The sequence below is a fragment of the Sporosarcina aquimarina genome, from assembly GCF_023715615.1.
Lineage (GTDB): Bacteria > Bacillota > Bacilli > Bacillales_A > Planococcaceae > Sporosarcina > Sporosarcina aquimarina_A.
Genome location: NZ_JAMBOM010000003.1, coordinates 268,843 through 287,103 on the forward strand (window position 1 = coordinate 268,843; position 18,261 = coordinate 287,103).

Annotated in this window: 24 protein-coding genes and 1 riboswitch; of the genes, 7 read left to right on the plus strand and 17 right to left on the minus strand. The window is 42.5% G+C overall.

Going from position 1 to position 18,261, the window contains the following annotated elements:
• Positions 1-8: 8 nt before the first annotated feature.
• Complete coding sequence (locus M3197_RS10860; RefSeq protein WP_251661488.1) at positions 9-383, minus strand: winged helix-turn-helix transcriptional regulator; 375 nt, start codon at positions 381-383, stop codon at positions 9-11.
• 137 nt (positions 384-520) lie between these two features.
• Here M3197_RS10860 and M3197_RS10865 point away from each other — a divergent pair, with 137 nt between their 5' ends.
• Positions 521-1,147, plus strand: coding sequence for a nitroreductase family protein (locus M3197_RS10865; protein WP_251661490.1), 627 nt, complete (start codon positions 521-523; stop codon positions 1,145-1,147).
• A gap of 303 nt (positions 1,148-1,450) precedes the next feature.
• Here the strand turns inward: M3197_RS10865 and M3197_RS10870 are convergent, their stop codons facing one another.
• A complete protein-coding gene (locus M3197_RS10870; protein WP_251661492.1) occupies positions 1,451-2,899 on the minus strand; it encodes an NAD(P)H-binding protein in 1,449 nt (482 codons plus the stop codon).
• Positions 2,900-3,065: 166 nt separating this feature from the next.
• Between M3197_RS10870 and M3197_RS10875 the strand changes: the two genes are divergently transcribed.
• The 3 genes from M3197_RS10875 (at position 3,066) to M3197_RS10885 (ending at position 5,142) form a co-directional block, all read left to right on the plus strand.
• Complete coding sequence (locus tag M3197_RS10875) at positions 3,066-3,926, plus strand: GNAT family N-acetyltransferase (RefSeq protein WP_251661494.1); 861 nt, start codon at positions 3,066-3,068, stop codon at positions 3,924-3,926.
• A gap of 1 nt (position 3,927) precedes the next feature.
• Complete coding sequence (locus tag M3197_RS10880; protein ID WP_251661496.1) at positions 3,928-4,218, plus strand: DUF2087 domain-containing protein; 291 nt, start codon at positions 3,928-3,930, stop codon at positions 4,216-4,218.
• A gap of 84 nt (positions 4,219-4,302) precedes the next feature.
• Positions 4,303-5,142 carry an alpha/beta fold hydrolase gene (locus tag M3197_RS10885; protein WP_251661498.1) on the plus strand — a complete coding sequence of 280 codons (840 nt, stop codon included), beginning with the start codon at positions 4,303-4,305 and terminating at the stop codon, positions 5,140-5,142.
• Positions 5,143-5,150: 8 nt separating this feature from the next.
• Here the strand turns inward: M3197_RS10885 and M3197_RS10890 are convergent, their stop codons facing one another.
• The 5 genes from M3197_RS10890 to M3197_RS10910 form a co-directional block, all read right to left on the minus strand.
• Entirely contained in the window at positions 5,151-6,065 is a 915-nt protein-coding gene (locus M3197_RS10890) for an aminoglycoside phosphotransferase family protein (protein ID WP_251661499.1), read from the minus strand.
• 66 nt (positions 6,066-6,131) lie between these two features.
• Positions 6,132-6,446 carry a DMT family transporter gene (locus tag M3197_RS10895; protein WP_251661501.1) on the minus strand — a complete coding sequence of 105 codons (315 nt, stop codon included), beginning with the start codon at positions 6,444-6,446 and terminating at the stop codon, positions 6,132-6,134.
• Positions 6,446-6,787, minus strand: a complete 342-nt coding sequence (locus M3197_RS10900; RefSeq protein ID WP_251661659.1) for a DMT family transporter — start codon at positions 6,785-6,787, stop codon at positions 6,446-6,448. Before M3197_RS10900 ends, M3197_RS10895 begins: the two co-directional genes overlap by 1 nt.
• Before the next feature lie 59 nt (positions 6,788-6,846).
• Positions 6,847-6,943, minus strand: a riboswitch (guanidine-I (ykkC/yxkD leader).
• A gap of 130 nt (positions 6,944-7,073) precedes the next feature.
• Positions 7,074-7,796, minus strand: a complete 723-nt coding sequence (locus M3197_RS10905) for a GNAT family N-acetyltransferase (RefSeq protein WP_251661503.1) — start codon at positions 7,794-7,796, stop codon at positions 7,074-7,076.
• Positions 7,797-7,833: 37 nt separating this feature from the next.
• On the minus strand, positions 7,834-8,451 hold the full coding sequence (locus M3197_RS10910; protein WP_251661504.1) for an NUDIX hydrolase: 618 nt from the start codon (positions 8,449-8,451) through the stop codon (positions 7,834-7,836).
• 227 nt (positions 8,452-8,678) lie between these two features.
• Between M3197_RS10910 and M3197_RS10915 the strand changes: the two genes are divergently transcribed.
• Complete coding sequence (locus M3197_RS10915) at positions 8,679-8,885, plus strand: P-loop NTPase family protein (RefSeq protein WP_251661506.1); 207 nt, start codon at positions 8,679-8,681, stop codon at positions 8,883-8,885.
• Positions 8,886-9,099: 214 nt separating this feature from the next.
• Positions 9,100-9,468, plus strand: a complete 369-nt coding sequence (locus tag M3197_RS10920) for a hypothetical protein (RefSeq protein WP_251661507.1) — start codon at positions 9,100-9,102, stop codon at positions 9,466-9,468.
• A 102-nt stretch (positions 9,469-9,570) separates the two neighbouring features.
• Here the strand turns inward: M3197_RS10920 and M3197_RS10925 are convergent, their stop codons facing one another.
• The 8 genes from M3197_RS10925 to M3197_RS10960 all read right to left on the minus strand — a co-directional run bounded on the left by M3197_RS10925 (position 9,571) and on the right by M3197_RS10960 (position 16,653).
• Positions 9,571-9,798 carry an AAA family ATPase gene (locus M3197_RS10925; protein WP_251661509.1) on the minus strand — a complete coding sequence of 76 codons (228 nt, stop codon included), beginning with the start codon at positions 9,796-9,798 and terminating at the stop codon, positions 9,571-9,573.
• A 29-nt stretch (positions 9,799-9,827) separates the two neighbouring features.
• Positions 9,828-10,337 carry a hypothetical protein gene (locus M3197_RS10930; RefSeq protein ID WP_251661511.1) on the minus strand — a complete coding sequence of 170 codons (510 nt, stop codon included), beginning with the start codon at positions 10,335-10,337 and terminating at the stop codon, positions 9,828-9,830.
• A 140-nt stretch (positions 10,338-10,477) separates the two neighbouring features.
• On the minus strand, positions 10,478-12,130 hold the full coding sequence (locus tag M3197_RS10935; protein ID WP_251661513.1) for a methyl-accepting chemotaxis protein: 1,653 nt from the start codon (positions 12,128-12,130) through the stop codon (positions 10,478-10,480).
• Positions 12,131-12,336: 206 nt separating this feature from the next.
• Positions 12,337-13,965, minus strand: a complete 1,629-nt coding sequence (locus tag M3197_RS10940) for a hypothetical protein (protein ID WP_251661515.1) — start codon at positions 13,963-13,965, stop codon at positions 12,337-12,339.
• Positions 13,958-14,752: an ABC transporter ATP-binding protein gene (locus M3197_RS10945; protein WP_251661518.1), complete on the minus strand. Its 795-nt coding sequence runs from the start codon at positions 14,750-14,752 to the stop codon at positions 13,958-13,960. Before M3197_RS10945 ends, M3197_RS10940 begins: the two co-directional genes overlap by 8 nt.
• On the minus strand, positions 14,725-15,438 hold the full coding sequence (locus M3197_RS10950; protein ID WP_251661520.1) for a ribosomal eL19 family protein: 714 nt from the start codon (positions 15,436-15,438) through the stop codon (positions 14,725-14,727). The genes M3197_RS10945 and M3197_RS10950 overlap by 28 nt, the downstream gene beginning before the upstream one ends.
• Positions 15,439-15,511: 73 nt before the next feature.
• Entirely contained in the window at positions 15,512-16,021 is a 510-nt protein-coding gene (locus M3197_RS10955; protein WP_349774123.1) for a YoqH family protein, read from the minus strand.
• 122 nt (positions 16,022-16,143) lie between these two features.
• Complete coding sequence (locus tag M3197_RS10960; RefSeq protein ID WP_251661522.1) at positions 16,144-16,653, minus strand: methylated-DNA--[protein]-cysteine S-methyltransferase; 510 nt, start codon at positions 16,651-16,653, stop codon at positions 16,144-16,146.
• A 134-nt stretch (positions 16,654-16,787) separates the two neighbouring features.
• Here M3197_RS10960 and M3197_RS10965 point away from each other — a divergent pair, with 134 nt between their 5' ends.
• Complete coding sequence (locus tag M3197_RS10965) at positions 16,788-17,117, plus strand: DUF3889 domain-containing protein (RefSeq protein WP_251661661.1); 330 nt, start codon at positions 16,788-16,790, stop codon at positions 17,115-17,117.
• 89 nt (positions 17,118-17,206) lie between these two features.
• Here the strand turns inward: M3197_RS10965 and M3197_RS10970 are convergent, their stop codons facing one another.
• Together M3197_RS10970 and M3197_RS10975 are read right to left on the minus strand one after the other, a co-directional pair.
• Complete coding sequence (locus tag M3197_RS10970; RefSeq protein WP_251661662.1) at positions 17,207-17,836, minus strand: O-methyltransferase; 630 nt, start codon at positions 17,834-17,836, stop codon at positions 17,207-17,209.
• On the minus strand, positions 17,832-18,158 hold the full coding sequence (locus tag M3197_RS10975; protein ID WP_251661524.1) for a hypothetical protein: 327 nt from the start codon (positions 18,156-18,158) through the stop codon (positions 17,832-17,834). Before M3197_RS10975 ends, M3197_RS10970 begins: the two co-directional genes overlap by 5 nt.
• Positions 18,159-18,261 lie beyond the last annotated feature (103 nt).

Here is an 18,261-nt window from a genome sequence, read left to right on the forward strand (position 1 = left end):
TTCCAACTTTAAGATTCGTTTTCTGCTTTCAACTGCGTACACTTGCCATTCGCTTTCACCCACGTCAAAATCGTGCGGATGATTGGATCGAATGCAATTCCTTGTTCCGTTAGCTCATATTCAACTTTACGGGACGACGGTAGCGTTCTCTTCACTGCAAAACCGTGGGCTTCCAATTCTTTCAATCGCTCTGTCAGCAGACGGTCTGAAATGCCTTCAATTTCCGTTGCTAATTCATGGTAACGTTTCGGTCCGTCCAATAGATGATAAATGATGATTCCCATCCATCGTTTTCCGATAAATTCTATAGTCGCGTGAAAACTATCACAAGCTACTTGGCCGTTTTGTTGTGTAGATTGAATAAGTTCGTCGGTTTTTTTCATCATCAAAACCCCTATTCTTAAGTTAATTCCACTTTACCACAGTCATAGTTGACAAACAAGATTACCAATAGTAAGCTGAGTTTCTTACTTACTATTGGTAAGCTTAATTCACATTTTTCCACAAAGGAGTTTTTCATTTGACAGAACTATTCGCACCACTATCAGAAGTCATTCACGCACGTAAATCCGTCCGGAAATTCGACTCGGAATATCAGATCGCACCTGAAGTAATTAAGGAAATGCTACAAGAAGCAACACTTGCCCCTTCTTCAAGCAACTTACAGCCTTGGCGTTTCATCGTCATCCAAGACGACCAAGCTAAAAAGAAAATTAAAGAGTTCTCATTCAACCAAGAGCAAATGGAAACGTCTTCTGCCATCATCGCTGTGATCGGTGATACAGAAATGTATCACAATATCGATGAGATCTATTTATCAAATTTGAAAGCGGGCAATATCGATGAAGTGAATGTCCAACGACTAATCGATAATGCCAAAGCCCTTTACCCGAGCGCTCCAACAGACGCTCGTTTGACGATTGCCGCGTTTGACGCTGGACTCGTTTCGATGCAATTGATGTTAATTGCAAAAGCGAAAGGCTATGACACGGTCCCAATGGGTGGTTTCGATAAAGCTCAATTTGCTAAAGAATTTAACTTGGAAGATCGTTACGTTCCACTCGTGCTAATTGCACTTGGAAAAGCAGCTGCGCCTGCATATGGCTCGACGCGTCTGCCACTTGAGAAAATCACAACATTTGTATAAGTGTTAGACAAAACGCATCCTCACTCTGGGTGCGTTTTTTGTTTTACTGTGAATTTGCGGCTATTTGACTTAGATAGCAGCTAAAGTACTTCCCTTTATAGTTTTAAACCAGTTGAATTGTGTCCCGTTTCCGATTAATTCCTCCATATTACTGATTAGTGTCTTGATCCTGCCAATTGTTCTTTCCATATTTCCGATTACTCACGGGTCTTTGCCGATTCTAGCACCCATATTACCGATTCATCATTTCCATCCACACTAAAACGACCCACTCCATCAATAGACGATGTGGGCAGTAGGAATTTATTGAGTATCTTCAACTGTTAAGTTTCTAACGTACTGACGATCACGTTCACTGACGCTCAACCAGTGCATATGTTTTCTGAATGCACTCATGACAAACGCGTGCATATTCGCTTGCGTGAAGTAGTACACAAACCAAGGAAGCGATGGCAAGTAATCGTGAATTGCAATTATCGCTTCACTCGCCCCAGGTATTTTACGGAACTCCATCCGCCCTCGCTCATTCGCTTGATCATCCAGCAAGAATCCACCTGTTATGTAGTACAGCGCGCGATCTTCGGTACTACGTTCTCCCGAATACGATAATTCTAGGAGTGTGCGATTTCCAACAAGGCCAATTCTACAATTCAAATCGCTATCTACCGTCGTTTGGACCCATGGATTCAAGAACGTCTCTAACCATTTTACGTAATAACGCGCAACTTCATCCGCCGTCCATCCATTTGGCAATTCAATCCGCTGGACAGAACGGACGTCTCGCTTCAGTGTACCTAATGAAGGTAAAAGAGCTGTGGATCGTTTGTCTTTCTTAGCCTCTGCATCCATCGCGATTTGAGCAGCTTCTCTAAACGCAGTTTGTCCCGCACTAATCCCTTCTACAGTATGATTCTTGTGGATAACCATCGGATGCTTCAAGCTTTCCACAAGTGGATAAACCATCTCTTTTGGAGTATTTGTTATAAGTCTAAGCCATAATCTCGAAAGGGTTAATGAGAAAAATGGAACATTAAGCATCTTAGGATTCTTCCCCATCACACCTGCAGTCGCTTTCATCATCGTTCGATACGTCATCACATCTGGTCCACCCACATCAATTGAACGATCTTTCAAGTCAAAGTCCATAATTATAGAGGTCAATGCTGTCAATACGTCTTTCAAAGCGACAGGCTGTGTTTTTGTGTTCGTCCACTTCGGTAGGATCATGATTGGCAATCGTTTCACCAGCTTGGATAGGATTGGAAACGAAGAACCTTTTGGCCCGACAATTAAACCCGCTCGGAGTGCAGTCACTGGAACATCATATGCACGTAATATACGTTCTACTTCTAATCGACTCCTCAAGTGCTGGGACAGTTTCGACTCGTGCTCCTCTGGAATCATTCCGCTCAAATAGACGATTTGCTGAATGCCTTGACGCTTTGCAGCTTGCGCAAAATTATCCGCCAAAATCACATCCATATCTTCAAAGTTTCCTTGCGTCAGTTTTGCAGATTTCATCATCGAGTGAACTAGATATACTGCAATGTCTGCGCCCTCTAATCCTTTTTCTGCATCCTTCATTGAAAACAAATCACACGAGCGCCACTTCACATCCTCAGTATCCTTGAGTCGTCCACCATTTCGGGATAATCCAATAACCGTCGCTTTCCCTTTTAAACACTCTAGCAAGTTATGCCCGATATACCCGCTTGCTCCCGCTATCGCAACCACTGGCTTTCTTTCCGCCATACAATCCGCCTCCTTGGTCGTTCCTTTTATGCTTTCTGTACCCTTGCACTCGCTTCCCTAAGCCCTCATCGCACTTCTATCTAATTTGCAAGAATTTTCATATTAAGTGATTGAAAATTCTCCCTTCTATGCGTATACTCAATTCATTACGAGAAGGGGTGTCTCTATGAAAATAGTGAACTTTGACGATCCATTCGCTTTTTCCGCCAAAGTGGAACCGATTTTATCAGAAAATGAAGATGTTTTTAGCCTATTCAATGGTGTCTTACAGTCCATCAAAGCAGGCATGATGGAAGAACCATTCATGGCAACCGCAGAACTGGAAGGCAACGTGATTGCGTTGTTCCAAATGACGCCACCTTTTCCGCTCAACATGATTTTTACGGATGAACAGCATATGGATTCGGCAATCGATGGACTAGCTGATTACTTACTGTCTCATAATATTCCCATTCCTTCCATCATCAGTTTGAAACCATGGGCGGAGCGATTCGCCGATAGATGGACTGCCAAGACCCATCACTCCTCCAAAATCATTATGGACCAAGGTCTATATCGATTGGATAAGGTGGATGAAACACTCGAGAAAAGTCCTGGTATACGCAGGCTTGCCCAAGAGTCCGACAAACCATTGCTTGAAAAATGGCATCAAGGATTTATAGCAGATACCAGGATGCCCGAAGTGACCTCTGAACAAGCAGCGGAATGGGTAGAGCGTACTGTTCAACGACAGGAAATTGTCCTGTGGGAAGACCATGGAATTCCTGTGGCTTGTGCAAAACAAGCAAGGCCTTCTCAGAACAGCGTCTCCGTATCATTCGTTTACACTCCACCTGAACACCGTAGAAACGGCTATGCTCGAACACTCGTTGCCGACTTTTCTGCAGATTTGTTAAACAAATACCAATTTTGCATGCTCTACACAGATATGTTGAACCCAACATCTAACAAGATTTATCAAGAAATAGGATACCGGAAGATTGCAGACTCTGTGCAGTTAGGGTTTGAAGTAAAGGAGAATTGTTGAAGTGGATAAACGATATGGCATCACGTCAGAGGAGAAAGAAAAAGTATTGGCGAGCTATTTTAAAGATGGATTCGACCAACCCATTCAGACCTTTCCAAGCAAAGAAAAGCGTAAAATCATTCTACTACAACAGATTATGACTCGTTTCGAAAAGGGTATAAACTATACCGAAAAACAGGTAAACGAACTCCTAAAACCAATTTACGGTGACTATGTATCCATTCGAAGATATCTCATTGAGTATGGATTTATGGACAGAACTTCTGACTGCACACTGTATTGGGTTAAATAAAGAATTTCGATATAGGCAACAAAGAGAAGATATGCAGTCGTCGTGTAAAGTGATGTAAGTACTCAGGAGAAAGGATTGAGAACTATGTGGAAGCAACAAATTATTACGACAGAACGTGGAGATTTCGAGCTATTTACAAAAGGAAGCGGTCAGCCCCTTTGCGTCACTCACTTATATAGCGAGTTCAATAATAATGGCAACCTTTTTGCAAATATCTTCACAAAGAATGCGACAGTCTATCTTGTGAATTTGCGGGGGTGTAGAAACTCTTCCCCACAAAGTGAAGACTATACGTTAGGGATGGAGGATGCCGTAAAAGACTTGGAAGCAATTCGTAAGTCTCTTTCCATTCAAAAATGGATTTTCGCAGGTCACTCTACTGGCGGTATGCTCGCATTAAAGTATGCCACACGATTTCCCGATAGTTTAGTGAAAATCATTGCAGGTGGCTTATGCGCTTCGTCAGACTATATGAAAGACAAGGGGAGCATATATTGTTCGCAAAATCCGAACAACACCCGTTTACTAGAAATATTAGCCCTCCTAAAAAACCCTACCTCCACAGTAGAACAGCGACGTGCTGCTGGGAAAGAGTGGTCCCTGATGTCCCTTTATAACGAGGACACCTATGATGAAATGCTTAGAAGACCAAATAGCGGAAAGACGGTACCTGCACGCTTAGATTACTTCTCCTATGAAGAACTGCCAACGTATGATATCAGAGGGTCACTTACGGATGTTTACGTGGAGGCACACATCTATTCCGGCCTTCATGATGCGCAATGTCCTCACCATTTTTCTAAAGAAGCGGCAGAACTAATGCCCAATGCCACGATGACCACGTTCGAATATAGTAATCACTTTCCCTTCATAGAAGAAGAAAAGGAATTTGAGAGATTTGTTCAAGAAGAAGTATTTTCATAAAACACGCGTCATCGAACGGTTTCTTCCAAAAACTCATTAAACCACTGAGCACACTGCACCCTTTCGATCCAAGCAGGATGCTTATCTTCTACGAACCAGCAAGCATAGAGCATAGACATTGCGATGGCCGCCTTTAATACATGTTTCTTATCGAGTTCAAGTAATTTGCAGATTCGTTCAACCCGGTAACGTAGGAGCGCTTTTGGATTAGGCTTTTCCATCAAATGATTTAACATGAATTGCACGAGGTCAAAGCAAGGATCACCGCCAACCCCCTTTGGGTCAATCGCGAGCCAACCTCTCTCTTGACTGTATAAAATATTCTCGTGATGTAAATCACCATGCAGTAAACCGAGAGTTTCAGTGGTCTCATTCAATTCGTGGAAGTAACGAAGTGCCTGCTGGACCTTCTCGTTCGGCAGGTCTCCATCTTTCTCCCAATGGAGCTTTTGGTATTCTTCTAGGGAGACTACCCAATCCGTAATGAGCGGCACATCACAGTCCTCTGGCAAATCACAGCGAAGTTTCTGCCAGACACTTATGAATTCCTGGATAACTACCTCTTCGTCAGAAAGATCACATAGCATCTGCCCAGGAATAAGCTTTTCCAATAACATAGCTCCACTTTCCCGATTCTCATTCACCAATCGTGCACATCCATGGCCATTGTAGATCCTGAGTGTTTCCATCTCGTTACAGTAGTCCATATCTGGCACCCCTAGTTTTAACATGTAAGGAGTTTGTCGGGAGTCTACCACATTCGTCACATAATTATAAGAGAGATTGTGAACCGGTTGCTCAATCGTCAATCCCCAGTGTTTCGCAAAGTAGTTCACTTGCTCTTCTAGAGATGCAAGCCACACATCTCCCTCTGTTCCAAAACTATTCCGTACTCTCTGTTCGAACTCCATTGGTAGCTTCATGCAGGTCTCTCCTTTCCGTTAATTCAGCTAGCAGATGATAGACTTCGCCTGTATAACCCTACTCTATCAACACACCAGCTTTAATCCCACTGCCGCCCCTAAAACCATTCCGATGAACAATAGACGCTTCCACTCTTTCGACTCCCCGTAGACGAGCATTCCTAATAACGCCCCACCAGATGCTCCGATTCCTGTCCAAACGGCGTAGGCAGTACCCATCGGCAACGTTTCCATGGCATGTGCTAAAAATAGAAAACTTGCACCAAATCCTGCTACTAACAGAACGACTGCCTGCCAATTCCGATCCTTGTGTAGCTTACTGATCATTAACACACCAAACATTTCAAACAACCCTGCCACTACCAATGAAACCCATGCCATTACGATTCCACTCCTTCTGGTTCAGTGTCGGGAGTTACTACTTTCAAACCGATCACTCCTGCTAATAACACCATAATTAAAAGCATCTTCACAATTTTAAAAGGTTCTCCAAAAAATACGATATCTGAAAAGACTGTTCCTGCAGTACCAAGTCCAACAAAAACGGCATAGACCGTTCCAACAGGTAGTTTTTTTCCTGCCATGATCATCATATAAAAGCTGATGACGATGGCAAAAACTGTCCCAGTCCACTCTAAAACACCATCCGCATGTTTTAACCCAATTACCCAAAACACTTCAAATACCGCTGCAATGACAACTTTAATCCAATTTGCATTCAAGCCACTCACACCTCCATATTTTTTAACAGACAAAAGCCCGAGAGATACTGAAAACAGTAATCTCCCAGGCTTTTATCCTTCCGTGACACAGCAGTGCTGTGAGTTTTCTCTCGGTCCAGACTAACAGTTCGTTACGGAACCCTAGAAAACATTGATATACAATTAAGTCTCATTATACCTACTCATTAAGCTTTTTCAAGTATTGCACTCTTACCCGTTGAGGAAAACAAGTTCACCGACAGACATATCTTGTGTTATAAAATTTTCTTCTTGCTCAACCAATTTTTCAAACAGTCTTCAGTCGATTGATCCGATAAATTCCTTTGCGATCTCTCAACACACAGCCGTTTTTCTCAAATACACGTATCATTGCATCATTCGCAGCATCGGTACTCCCTACATAGTACGTTGCCCCAAACCCTTTTAAAGCATCCAGTGTATGTTGGTGACAGACTGTTCCCATCCCTTTGCCTCGCCATTCAGGTAAAATACCAAAGTAAAACAGCCTACCTTCCTCCATCGTACCCGATTCAATATGCGGGATGCTGATGCCAACTGGCCCGCCTTCTTTTTGAAAGATTAGGCAATGCGATCTCCAATCCGGACCCAGTTCCAATTCAAAAGACTCCATGATTTGTTCGATTGTAAACAGCTTGTTTTTATTGGCAGAGCCACTACGACATTGCTCATATAAGTTTGCAAACGTCTCATCACTTATTTCACTAGTTGCTAAGACAATTGAAGAAATATCTGACCCTTGAATATCAATTGTATTTAAATCAGTGGTATATTCGACAATTACTGATACCTTATGAAAGCCTTGTTTCAGCAACCATGTCTCATACGTCTCATCCATCAACAATGATAGATAGTCCACTTCTTGGTGATTCCAGTCTTCCAAAAGATCATTAAACGCTACTTCATAGTCATGTTCACTTACATTGGCTTGTTTCACCTGGTCTACCAACCAATACTCTTTTTCTTTCTTAATAGTGCTGAACAGTTTCATCTCTGCCCCTTCTTTCTACTAAACCTGTTTTCATGTACTAGTCAATCCATGCTTCTTTATAAGGATTACGCTGGAATTCGAAAAGAATTTGAATCTGTTCTTCTGTATTACGTTTCACAGAGAGTTCCGGAAGATCATTTTCAGCGAAGAACCCGATTTCTGCTGTCTCAATTCCTGTGATTGGTTGTCCTCCAACAATCTCGCATTGGATGAAAACTTTATAATAATGAAACGCCTGGGGGATCGATGAGTAGCGGTTCATATCCATCAACGCCACTAATTTTTTGGGTTGAACTACATACCCTGACTCTTCTTGTATTTCTTTCACAACATTTTCTGCTGCAGATAATCCTATCTCACAAAAACCACCTGGCAATGCCCATTTGTTGTCGTGTGTTTCTTTCACTAGTAAGATTTGATCGTCCTGAAACACAACTCCTCTAACATCTATCTTCGGAGTCGGATATCCCTTCTCCTCCACAAAAAGTTCTTGAATTTTTTGCATTTCCAATTTTGAATGAGACGCCATAATTTCTGCACTAATTGTCCTTAATTCCTCATAGCGTTCCCGATCGAATGCATCGCTCGAAAAAGTCAGTCCTGCCTGTGAAATCGATTGTATTCGTTGTGCCCATTCCAACCATTTGTAGCTCATCTCATTACCTCCTATTAGAGCTGTCTGTCTTAATACTTATCTTGGAATCAATGATAGAATACTCCGACATTTCTTACCACTAATCGAATGTAAAGAGAGTAGACTAAAGCAGTTCGTTCATCCAAATGTTCCCCCTTCTATAATCCGAACCTTTTCATTAGATCAGCCGTTTTCTAAATTTTAGCAATACTGCAACATACACAGAAATGATGAGGGGGTCATGAACAATGAGATCTGTTGCTCCAATTACTAAAACGAAGTCTAATACGTTTGATATGATTTTATTTGCTATGGGAATTGCACTTGCGAGCGTTCGGAATGGGTCTCTGTTCGACTTAGTCTCAGGATGGACTCTATGGACGCCAATCAGCCTGATTGCTATTGGTTTGCAAGGATACGTTGTAGAAAAAGATTGCGTGGTCGAATGGACGTAAGAGAGGCAGTACAACGTTGAACGTAATCGCTATGACCGTTTCGGGGCTTGTAATGCTTATAGTTTAGTATATTGGCGAACGTATTCTCTTCAAAAGCTGGGCCGTTCAACTCGCCTCAATCCCAGGGGGAACCTTCTGTCCTCACTAACGTATAAGTAGAAACAATTTGTGAAGGAAGGTTTTCTATTTGAAGAAAATGTATAGGTGGGACCTCATGTATGTTGTACTCATTTTATTAACTGGACTCGGTATTGTTAGCGCAATGCATCACCCTATGGACTTTGAACTCGTAGATCCTTCTGACTTGCCTAATCACGTGCAACGCGGTCTAAAGGAGTCTCCAAATCATGAGGCATTCAGCACATATCAACATGGGGACCATACATACATCGTGTATCACTTGAATGAGCCAAACGCATACAGCACCCTCCAACTCAAAGCACATAAAAGGTTCAGTCAACCGATTATTACAGCCACCGTCACCCACGCCGTTGATGATCCCCTCGTAGAGAATACGAAAGTCATCAAATTAAAAGAGTTCAGTGAAAAGGAATTTGAATTTCAAGTAGTAGATAAACGCTAATTGCATAAAAATGAATTCTAAGCTGAGTCACACCTCACCATACATCATTCATTAACTAGCTCTTTTAAACCTTTTTCTATGATCTAAGAAGTATTTCGTCACTTAATGATGATGAGTCCGTTTATAGTCAATGGAGTGGATTGCCCCTTCTTCGAAACTTAGAACGGATGCTCCTGGATAATCCGCAATCCCTTCAAGCAACGTTGACTTTCCGGATCTATTTTCTCCAACAAAATATGTGATTGGATTCGTTAATTCAAGGTCTGCACAATCGGTATGGAGAAAGGATATCCGTTTTTCATGTAGAAGCGTAATCTTGTTTAAGAACACACAAGCACTCCCTTCATTTGGTGATAGCCTTATAAAATACCTGGAACAAAAAACAAGATAATGAGCAGGACAAGCACGGTGCAGTTCGCAGAATAGACGATTAAGTCTTCCGACGTTCTCACCTTACCGTAGCGCTGAACTACCGATAAGACAAATAGATATATTAGAGTTAAAAAGTATAATAGGACTACGTCAATCTGCCATTGCTGATTTTGAGTGATCGATGAAAATACCGTGACTCCTAAAACAACAAATCCAATTAACGAAAGTACAAATACTACTCCTAAGATAGCAGGAAGAACCCTCCAGATCTTATGCGTGAAAAACTGCGTATTCTTACGGTCTTGCCAGTACAATACAGCTGCCGTACTCCAAACCGTAACAATGATGCAGACAAATGTAATCGCAATGGAAGGGTTCATCCAGCTGGGTAGACTTTCAAGCCACTCATGAATTGAAATTATGTAAAAATGCTTGCTTACCAAGCATGCAATCACCGCACACATTACTCCTAATTGATAGCCTGACCACTTTGACATATGATGCACCTCTTTCCCCCTTATTACGAAAGAAAATCGGAAAAGTTTCGGTAGACGTAAAACCTTTCTTAACATAAAAAACAAGCATGCCATGACTTTACACCATGCATGCTTGTTTTTTATGTTCATGATTAGCATCATTAAAGCCTAAATTGTCCTACCAACTCATTCAACTCTACCGCTAATTGGGAAAGGTCTTTCGATTTGTCTGCAACTTCATCCATCGTTTCACCGATTTGTTGTGAGGCCGTAGATGTCTGTTCGATTCCTGCAGCTGATTCCTCAGAAATAGCAGCAATTTCTTGAATTGAATCTGTCATACCTTGGCTGTGCGTAACAATTTCAGAAAGATTTTCAGAGACGTTTCCAATGTTATTGACCATTTCCGTCAATGCCTGACTAATTTGGTTGAAAGTATTCCCTGTCGTAATGATTTGTTCAGTACCCTGTTCCACTTCCTGGTAGCCACTCTGCAGAGATTCCACGACCTTTGAGGATTCACTCTGAATTTGTTGAACAATTTCTGTTATGTTCGTGACTGATTGAGAGGATTGTTCGGCAAGTTTACGAACCTCGTCAGCAACAACAGCGAACCCTTTTCCGTGTTCACCAGCACGAGCTGCTTCTATTGCTGCATTTAACGCAAGTAGATTGGTCTGATTAGCAAGACCCTGAATGACAGATACTAATTCAGAAATCTTCTGCGAATGCACATCCAATCCCTCCACTTTTTGCACTGCATCCAACACTATCTCGTCAATTCTCGTCATTTGAGAAGTTGATGAAGCCATTAACAGACTTCCTTCATCCGTCATTTCAAGGACACCAGTAGACGTTTCTTGAATATGTTGCCCACTATCATTAGCATCCTGGATTTTTGTTGTGAACATATTCATCATCTCAGACAAGTTGCTAGCACTGTTTGCTTGGTTTTCAGACCCTGAAGATAGTTCTTGCATGGTAGATGCCATCTGACCGGAACCTTCCCTTACTTCATTTGCGGTGTTCATCAGCTCTTCACTTTGTGTGGAAACTATTTTAGAAAGACGATTAATATTATGAAGCAATCCCCGCGTCGTTTCTTGCATGTCGTTCGTCGCAGCAATGAGTGTACCGATTTCATCCTTTGAACGCGTCACAAGAGGATCCATACTTAAATCACCTTCCGCTATCGATTGCATTCTGCCTTTCACAGCATTTAAAGGATTTGTTATAGTTCTCGATGTAATTAACGAAGCAACCACACTAAGAATGATTACAATTACAGTAACAATCACGATGATCATTAACGTTGACTGTCCTCTTTTTAAGACTTTTTGTCCCAACTCATTGATCAGATCTTCACCGACCAGTGCCCAATGGCTGAACGTTTCAATCGATTCTTCCCCTACGGGATCCAATTCCGCCAAATTGGCTAATGCTTTTTCCACATTTCCTTTATCGTATTCACCGAATACATCCTGAATGATACTAGCACGCCACTCAGCGGCTAAATCCACACCCGTTGAATCAAACTCTGCTTCCCCTAATACGCCTTTCATATGATCCGCATAATGCACTCCGTGTTCTCCGAATTCATCAAACTGCTCTTTATATTTCGGATTTCCTGTCAACAAATAGCTATTCGCAACTCGAAGTCCATTCGCCATTGAATTCGCAATTTGTGTATTAGAAATTAACAACTGAACTTGTTCTTCAATGATATTTTCAGTTTCTTTGTTAACCTCCTTCACGGATTGATAATTATAGATTCCTAATGCAGTCACTAGTAGGATGATACTCAAAAATCCCATCATTATTTTCCATTTAATTCTTCTAAATCTTAAAGATGTCACGTCCATGCACCTCTTCTAAGTTAATTTATAAAATAGTAATAATATACTATTCATTACCCAACAAGTTACCTATAAATTATATCGGTTGTCCTTAGTCATACTGAAGTTAAAAAATTTTAAAAGGACCTACTCAGCATAATTTGCCAAGTAAGTCCTTACTAATTTCATACGTATTTGCGCTTAACCGGAAGCAACACATTCCAGCCGACTAGACATCCAACTACAATCACGACTAAATAAATAGGAGTTCCATATGGAATCTTTGACATCAGGATATGGACCCCTACAAAAACTCCTATGAGCAGCATAAGGATAATCTGCTTGGCTGTTCCCGATTGAACGGACTCACCCATTGGAAGTGAAAACGGGAATGTACCCTTAGCCCCGATTGCATAACAGATGACTGCGTACAGGACAGCGGAAAACAGTACGACAACGAGATCGGGAACAATGCGCCAGCCGAAGAAAACCGTAAATATAACCGCCTGTAGGAGATACACTGGTAAAAACAACTGAGCTAGACTGGCTTTTAAAGCCGCTCGCTTCACATATGACACGCTTGTTAACGGAGCAACTGCATAGATCCACGCCCCTTTAAATTTACTTGAATAACTCAGCATCATTGCAAGAGGTCCGATGATGAGAAATCCGAAGTAAATCATGAAATACGTATTGGAGGTTATCATGTCCTCCCACGTTCCATCTGATAAAAAGATATATAAAAATAGGAACGGTGCGACAAAGCCAATACCTAACGAGGGATACACTTTCAGTTTAAAATCGCGTTCACGCTTCATCAGTTGCCACGAAAACCTGAAGCTAGCACGCTCTTCACTATTTTTGCAGAGCACCCACTCCCAGAATTTCATCATCACAGGGTGTTGTTGCTTGCCGACTCTTGCTTCTGACATTAGCTTCTGAAGGTCACGTTCAAACAGTGGCATTTTACGGATGTACATCCAAATCGCAATAATGGGAATGATTAAGGCAACTATTGAGAGCACAATAAGCGGTTTGCTTGTATTGCCCCCTAGCAACCATTCAAAAGGTGCTGCAAACCATAGTGGCGGAATCAGGAAATGCCACCAGCTAAACTCATACGAAATGGTTAAACCTACGAACTCAAACGAGCGAACCAAAACTTGATACCCTACAAAAACACCGACTGACAATAGGATTTGTACGTAATTGATCATATCTTTCAGTCGTTCACCATCGAAAACGCGTAGCATCACCATGTATGTGATCGCAGTAAGTGCAATGATGAGAAGCATTAGAAAAATCATCATCACAAGGAACAATAAGAAGAAAGAAATGCCTTTAGATACAAGGATTACGATTGAAGGAATACCGAGTAATGATAACGCAATCAGTGTCATGTAAATACTGACGTGAACAAGCTTGGCGGCATTCAGCGTTCGATCATCTACCGGAACAGCAGCGAGCAGAATACGGTCCCTTACATCCAGTAGCACACTAGAAAAGTCCGCAATAAGTGACGTCATAATCATGAACATCGCAATTCCGAATACAATTCCCATCTGGAGCATCACACTGTCACCAAAGTACAGGAAAGGTATTGTTGCTAGCCCGTATAGCACATACAATCCAAGTGATTTTAGAAACTGGTTGCCTTCTTTCAGTTTCGTTTGTGAAAATACCACAGGGATGCGCCGTTCATCCATTGTCAGTTTCAGCCCGACAATAGTTCGCATTGAAGGATAGTCAATCCCAACCGTTTGGAATAGACCTTTAAACACGTCCATTACACGCAACGAACGGAAGTTATCCATCCACATCACCACCCGTTACGAGTTCTACAAAACGCTTCGCCGTTTGCTGATGTTCATTAAAACCTGTTAGCTGATTAAATAGCATTTCCAGAGATCCTGCTTCACCTTGACATTTTAACTCATCAAATGACCCATCAGCTGCAATTTTCCCGTTGTATAAGAGCACAATTCGATTACTGATTTTCTCAACTACATCCATTATGTGCGAGGAGTAAAAAATTGTTTTTCCACTCGCTGCAAGCATCGCTAAAATATCTTTAACGACCATGACGCTATTGGCGTCGAGCCCACTCAAGGGTTCATCTAAAAATAAAATATCAGGGTCATGAAGTAAACTTGAAATGATCAGCACCTTCTGCTTCATACCTTTAGAGAAGGATGATATCCGAGTATGTAGGACTTCTTCGAGTCCAAGTTCTGTCATCAGCTGCATGGCTTTGTGTTCCACGGCTGCTCTTTTCATCCCATATAGTTCTCCCACGAACGTCAAATATTCCATTGGTGTCAGAGTATCGTAGATCTCCGCATTCTCCGGCACGTAGCCTATCCTGCGTTTAACGTCCTGGTCTTCGTTTCGTAAATCGTTTCCGAAAATCTCGACCGTTCCTTTGTAGTCTTGAATCAGTCCAAGCAAAATTTTCAGTGTCGTACTTTTCCCAGCACCATTTGGTCCGATGTAACCGATGATCTGCCCTCTAAAGACATCCAGTGAAATTCCGTCCAAAACACGTTTCCCAGGGTATTCCATTGTAAGGTCTCTCAGTGAAATAATTGGTTCTGTTTGCATCTGGCATTTCCCCCAGCTCTCTTTGTTTGTTTAAGCGTAACAAGATTCCAGGGAAATTCCAATTGTTTTTTGAATAATAGGGAATATATAGATAGTTTCAAGGGGAGTTTGGTAGGAATGGGCGGGTTGCTCGCGGAAATGGGCGGGTTGCCTACCCCGAAACGAGCGGGTTGCTCACGGAAACGGGCGGGTTGTCCTCCGAAACGAGCGGGTTGCTCCTCGAAACGAGCGGGTTGTCCTCCGAAACGGGCGGGTTGCCTCCCGAAACGAGCGGGTTGCTCACGGAAACGGGCGAGTTGCCCTCCGAAACGAGCGGGTTGCTCACGGGAACGGGCGGGTCGTCCTCCGAAACGAGCGGGTTGCTCGCGGAAATGGGCGGGTTGCCTCCCGAAACGAGCGGGTTGCTCACGGAAATGGGCGGGTTGTCCTCCGAAACGAGCGGGTTGCTCACGGGAACGGGCGGGTTGCCCTCCGAAACGAGCGGGTTGCTCACGGGAACGGGCGGGTTGCCCCTCGAAACGAGCGGGTTGCTCACGGAAACGGGCGGGTCGTCCTCCGAAACGAGCGGGTTGCTCGCGGAAATGGGCGGGTTGTCCTCCGAAACGAGCCAGTTGCCCCCCCGAAAGTGGCGGGTTGTCCTCCGAAACGAGCGGGTTGCTCACGGGAACGGGCGGGTTGTCCTCCAAAACGAGCGAGTTGCCCCCCGAAACGGGCGGGTTCGCCTCTAAAATGAGCCGGTCAGGTATCCAATTAAATAAATTAGTTACAGTTACTAATAGTGTTAGTTAGAACACTAGGACCAAGCTTATCTGTTTTGGTATTTGAGAGACGTACTTGTACTACCGCGTTTTTCATGTCCGCTGTGATCAAGTCAAATCGGCCAGCCCAACTTGGACCATACTCCTCCGGGGTGGGATAAAGCTTGAACCGCCAGCTGATTTCTTCCGGTATATACGCAAATCCTTCATAGCTATCGTAATCGCCATAAGAAGAAGGTTCAGGAGGATGTACAGCAAGGACACTAATATTCGTTCGTGCAAAACTCGGTGGATTTAATTGCACTTTGTATACTAATGCTACACCTTTCGCGTTCTTAAGTTTTTTATCAACTGGCTCCAAAACCAGACTGCATGGCTCTTTAATTCCATTCAATGACTTGTCTTTTTCTCCAATTACTGCTTGTACCTCTGATGGTTTTTCAAAAGTTACAACGGAAATAGCCATTAAACTGAACATCAGCTTCAAAAACACCAAGTGGCTAGCTTTCATCAAATTACACCACCTCATTTTTAGAGGTAGTATTTCCTTTTAACTTAATGATATGCGCTTGACCACAAAACTGACAATCGCACGAATCCCATTAAACACGCACATCTCACGGCATGCTAAATTCACTGCTTATATTTTTGCTCATGGGCAAGCAGCCATTCTTTCCGCCACAAGCCACCTGCGTATCCAGTCAACGTTCCATTCGATCCGATAATCCGGTGGCAAGGAATGATGATGCTCAGTTTGTTTTTCCCATTAGCCGTACCGACAGCGCGCACTGCTTTTTCGTTGCCGATTGAACACGCGATATCTCGATAAGACGCGGTTTGTGAGTAAGGAATATCCGTTAGTGCTTGCCATACATTTCGTCTGAATTCGGTTCCCTCATTCGTATAAGGAACCGTAAATTCTTTACGTGTTCCATTAAAGTATTCATCCAGCTCGTTGTAGCAGTCTTTGACTACTTGAAAGGTTAAATCAGTTAGCGTTGTCCTGACTACGTCGGAATCCGTAAATAAAATCGAGACAATCGCTTCCTCAGTTCCCACTATTTCAATTACACCAATTGGTGATTGATACTCCACTTTCGACGTGTCTGTCTTAACATCTTCTTGATTGATTGAAGCTTGCATTCTGACGAAATCCTCCTCGTACTTCATTTTCTATAGTGTAACGAAAAAGGAAACATGGTGCTACTTCACACATTTACGTTTTGTATAAAACAAACAAAAAAACGTACCCTACCCAAAAGGAGTGATACGTTTTGATGATTAAAATTGCGATGGCTATCGGACTTTTCATCGTCTCTTATTCACCTCATGCACCAATTGCTAAGGTGGTACAGGAAGACGCTCCCGCCTATGCGAAGTGGTCGAGACTAGCCATTAAGCAAACCCAATCGAAGTATCCGAAAGCCAGTATTGTTGACTACTTGTATATGGGAAGCGCCGCGAATAATGGTTCCACTGTTGCCACATTCCGCCTCTGGTTGCGTGAAGGGGAACGGGAATACGGCGTCGTCGTTCGAGTGACGTATGTAACGGAAACTGAAAAACTGGAGACTGTGAAGTTTCACGAGATTATACCGCCCGGATGAAGTCAGACGGAATGAATTTCTTTGGCAATTGAATTCATTTGCTCTATTGATTTTGACACTTTTGCAGTTTTCTTGTTTATGAAGCAGGTCTACCCAATGACTCTCGCTACAGTCATCCCATCACCAATTGGAATTAGGAGCGATTCCATCTGAGGGTGACTTGCTACTGTTTCATTGAAGTACTTCATGAATTCCGTATAACGTTTTGGTTTTGCATTCGAATCCGCAATACTACCTCCTGCAAGTACGTTATCCATTACAACCAATGCACCTGGTTCTGCTAATTGAAGGCAGCTGTTCAAGTAATTTTCGTAGTTTTCTTTGTCCGCGTCAATGAAGAAGAAGTCAAAGCGTTTTTGTTCGTTAATAAGTTCTTCTAACGTGTTTAGGGCTGGACCAGTCCGGTAAGAAACTTGATGACCAAAACCTGCTTTGGTTAAATTCTCATGAGCGAGGTTTGCATACTTTTCTTCTAATTCAAGTGACATTAAAGAACCTTCATCATTGAATCCTCTAGCAAGACAGATGCCACTATAGCCGCCTAATGCTCCTATTTCCAAAACTTGTTTTGCACCGGAAATAGACACAAGCATTGTCAAAAGCTTGCCGGACGAAGGGGAAACTGAAATAGATGGCATTCCGTTTTCTTGTATAGAAGTAATTACATTTTCAAGCAACGGATCCTCCTTAGTAAATACGGAGTCAATGTAGTGATTAATCTATTTCACTTGAATTCCCCCCTCTTGTAACTTCTTTAGCAATGACCATCGTTTCGTCCTCTTGAATTTCAAACAGTTGAGTGAATTCGTCCGTCATCATATCAATTGCCTTCAGTTCTCCGATAAGTACTTGCTGGATTGATTGGAACTCTGGCTGATCCAATTGTTGCTTAATCGTTGCTCGTTTCCTTTTCAGCATTTCAGCATATGCAATTGCTTTTCCGCGACGAAATGTCTTAGCACCGCCATGATGTCCTCCTCTATGACGTCCCCCTCGTTGTCTTCCCTCTTTATGAAAATCAGAAGATAATTCTTCTTTCACCACGCTCACTCCTTCCACTACGATAAATAAATTATATCACTTTTTGTATACAATTGTATACAAACGTGCAAACACTACTTTAAATCCATTTCAATTCTTCTTT

Coding starts and splice junctions, on each gene's coding strand:
- M3197_RS10860 (WP_251661488.1), bottom strand. CDS start 383: ATGAAAAAAACCGACGAACTTATTCAATCTACACAACAAAACGGCCAA.
- M3197_RS10870 (WP_251661492.1), bottom strand. CDS start 2,899: ATGGCGGAAAGAAAGCCAGTGGTTGCGATAGCGGGAGCAAGCGGGTAT.
- M3197_RS10875 (WP_251661494.1), top strand. CDS start 3,066: ATGAAAATAGTGAACTTTGACGATCCATTCGCTTTTTCCGCCAAAGTG.
- M3197_RS10885 (WP_251661498.1), top strand. CDS start 4,303: ATGTGGAAGCAACAAATTATTACGACAGAACGTGGAGATTTCGAGCTA.
- M3197_RS10890 (WP_251661499.1), bottom strand. CDS start 6,065: ATGAAGCTACCAATGGAGTTCGAACAGAGAGTACGGAATAGTTTTGGA.
- M3197_RS10895 (WP_251661501.1), bottom strand. CDS start 6,446: ATGGCATGGGTTTCATTGGTAGTGGCAGGGTTGTTTGAAATGTTTGGT.
- M3197_RS10905 (WP_251661503.1), bottom strand. CDS start 7,796: ATGAAACTGTTCAGCACTATTAAGAAAGAAAAAGAGTATTGGTTGGTA.
- M3197_RS10910 (WP_251661504.1), bottom strand. CDS start 8,451: ATGAGCTACAAATGGTTGGAATGGGCACAACGAATACAATCGATTTCA.
- M3197_RS10915 (WP_251661506.1), top strand. CDS start 8,679: ATGAGATCTGTTGCTCCAATTACTAAAACGAAGTCTAATACGTTTGAT.
- M3197_RS10920 (WP_251661507.1), top strand. CDS start 9,100: ATGTATGTTGTACTCATTTTATTAACTGGACTCGGTATTGTTAGCGCA.
- M3197_RS10930 (WP_251661511.1), bottom strand. CDS start 10,337: ATGTCAAAGTGGTCAGGCTATCAATTAGGAGTAATGTGTGCGGTGATT.
- M3197_RS10935 (WP_251661513.1), bottom strand. CDS start 12,130: ATGGGATTTTTGAGTATCATCCTACTAGTGACTGCATTAGGAATCTAT.
- M3197_RS10940 (WP_251661515.1), bottom strand. CDS start 13,965: ATGGATAACTTCCGTTCGTTGCGTGTAATGGACGTGTTTAAAGGTCTA.
- M3197_RS10945 (WP_251661518.1), bottom strand. CDS start 14,752: ATGCAAACAGAACCAATTATTTCACTGAGAGACCTTACAATGGAATAC.
- M3197_RS10955 (WP_349774123.1), bottom strand. CDS start 16,021: ATGAAAGCTAGCCACTTGGTGTTTTTGAAGCTGATGTTCAGTTTAATG.
- M3197_RS10960 (WP_251661522.1), bottom strand. CDS start 16,653: ATGCAAGCTTCAATCAATCAAGAAGATGTTAAGACAGACACGTCGAAA.
- M3197_RS10965 (WP_251661661.1), top strand. CDS start 16,788: ATGATTAAAATTGCGATGGCTATCGGACTTTTCATCGTCTCTTATTCA.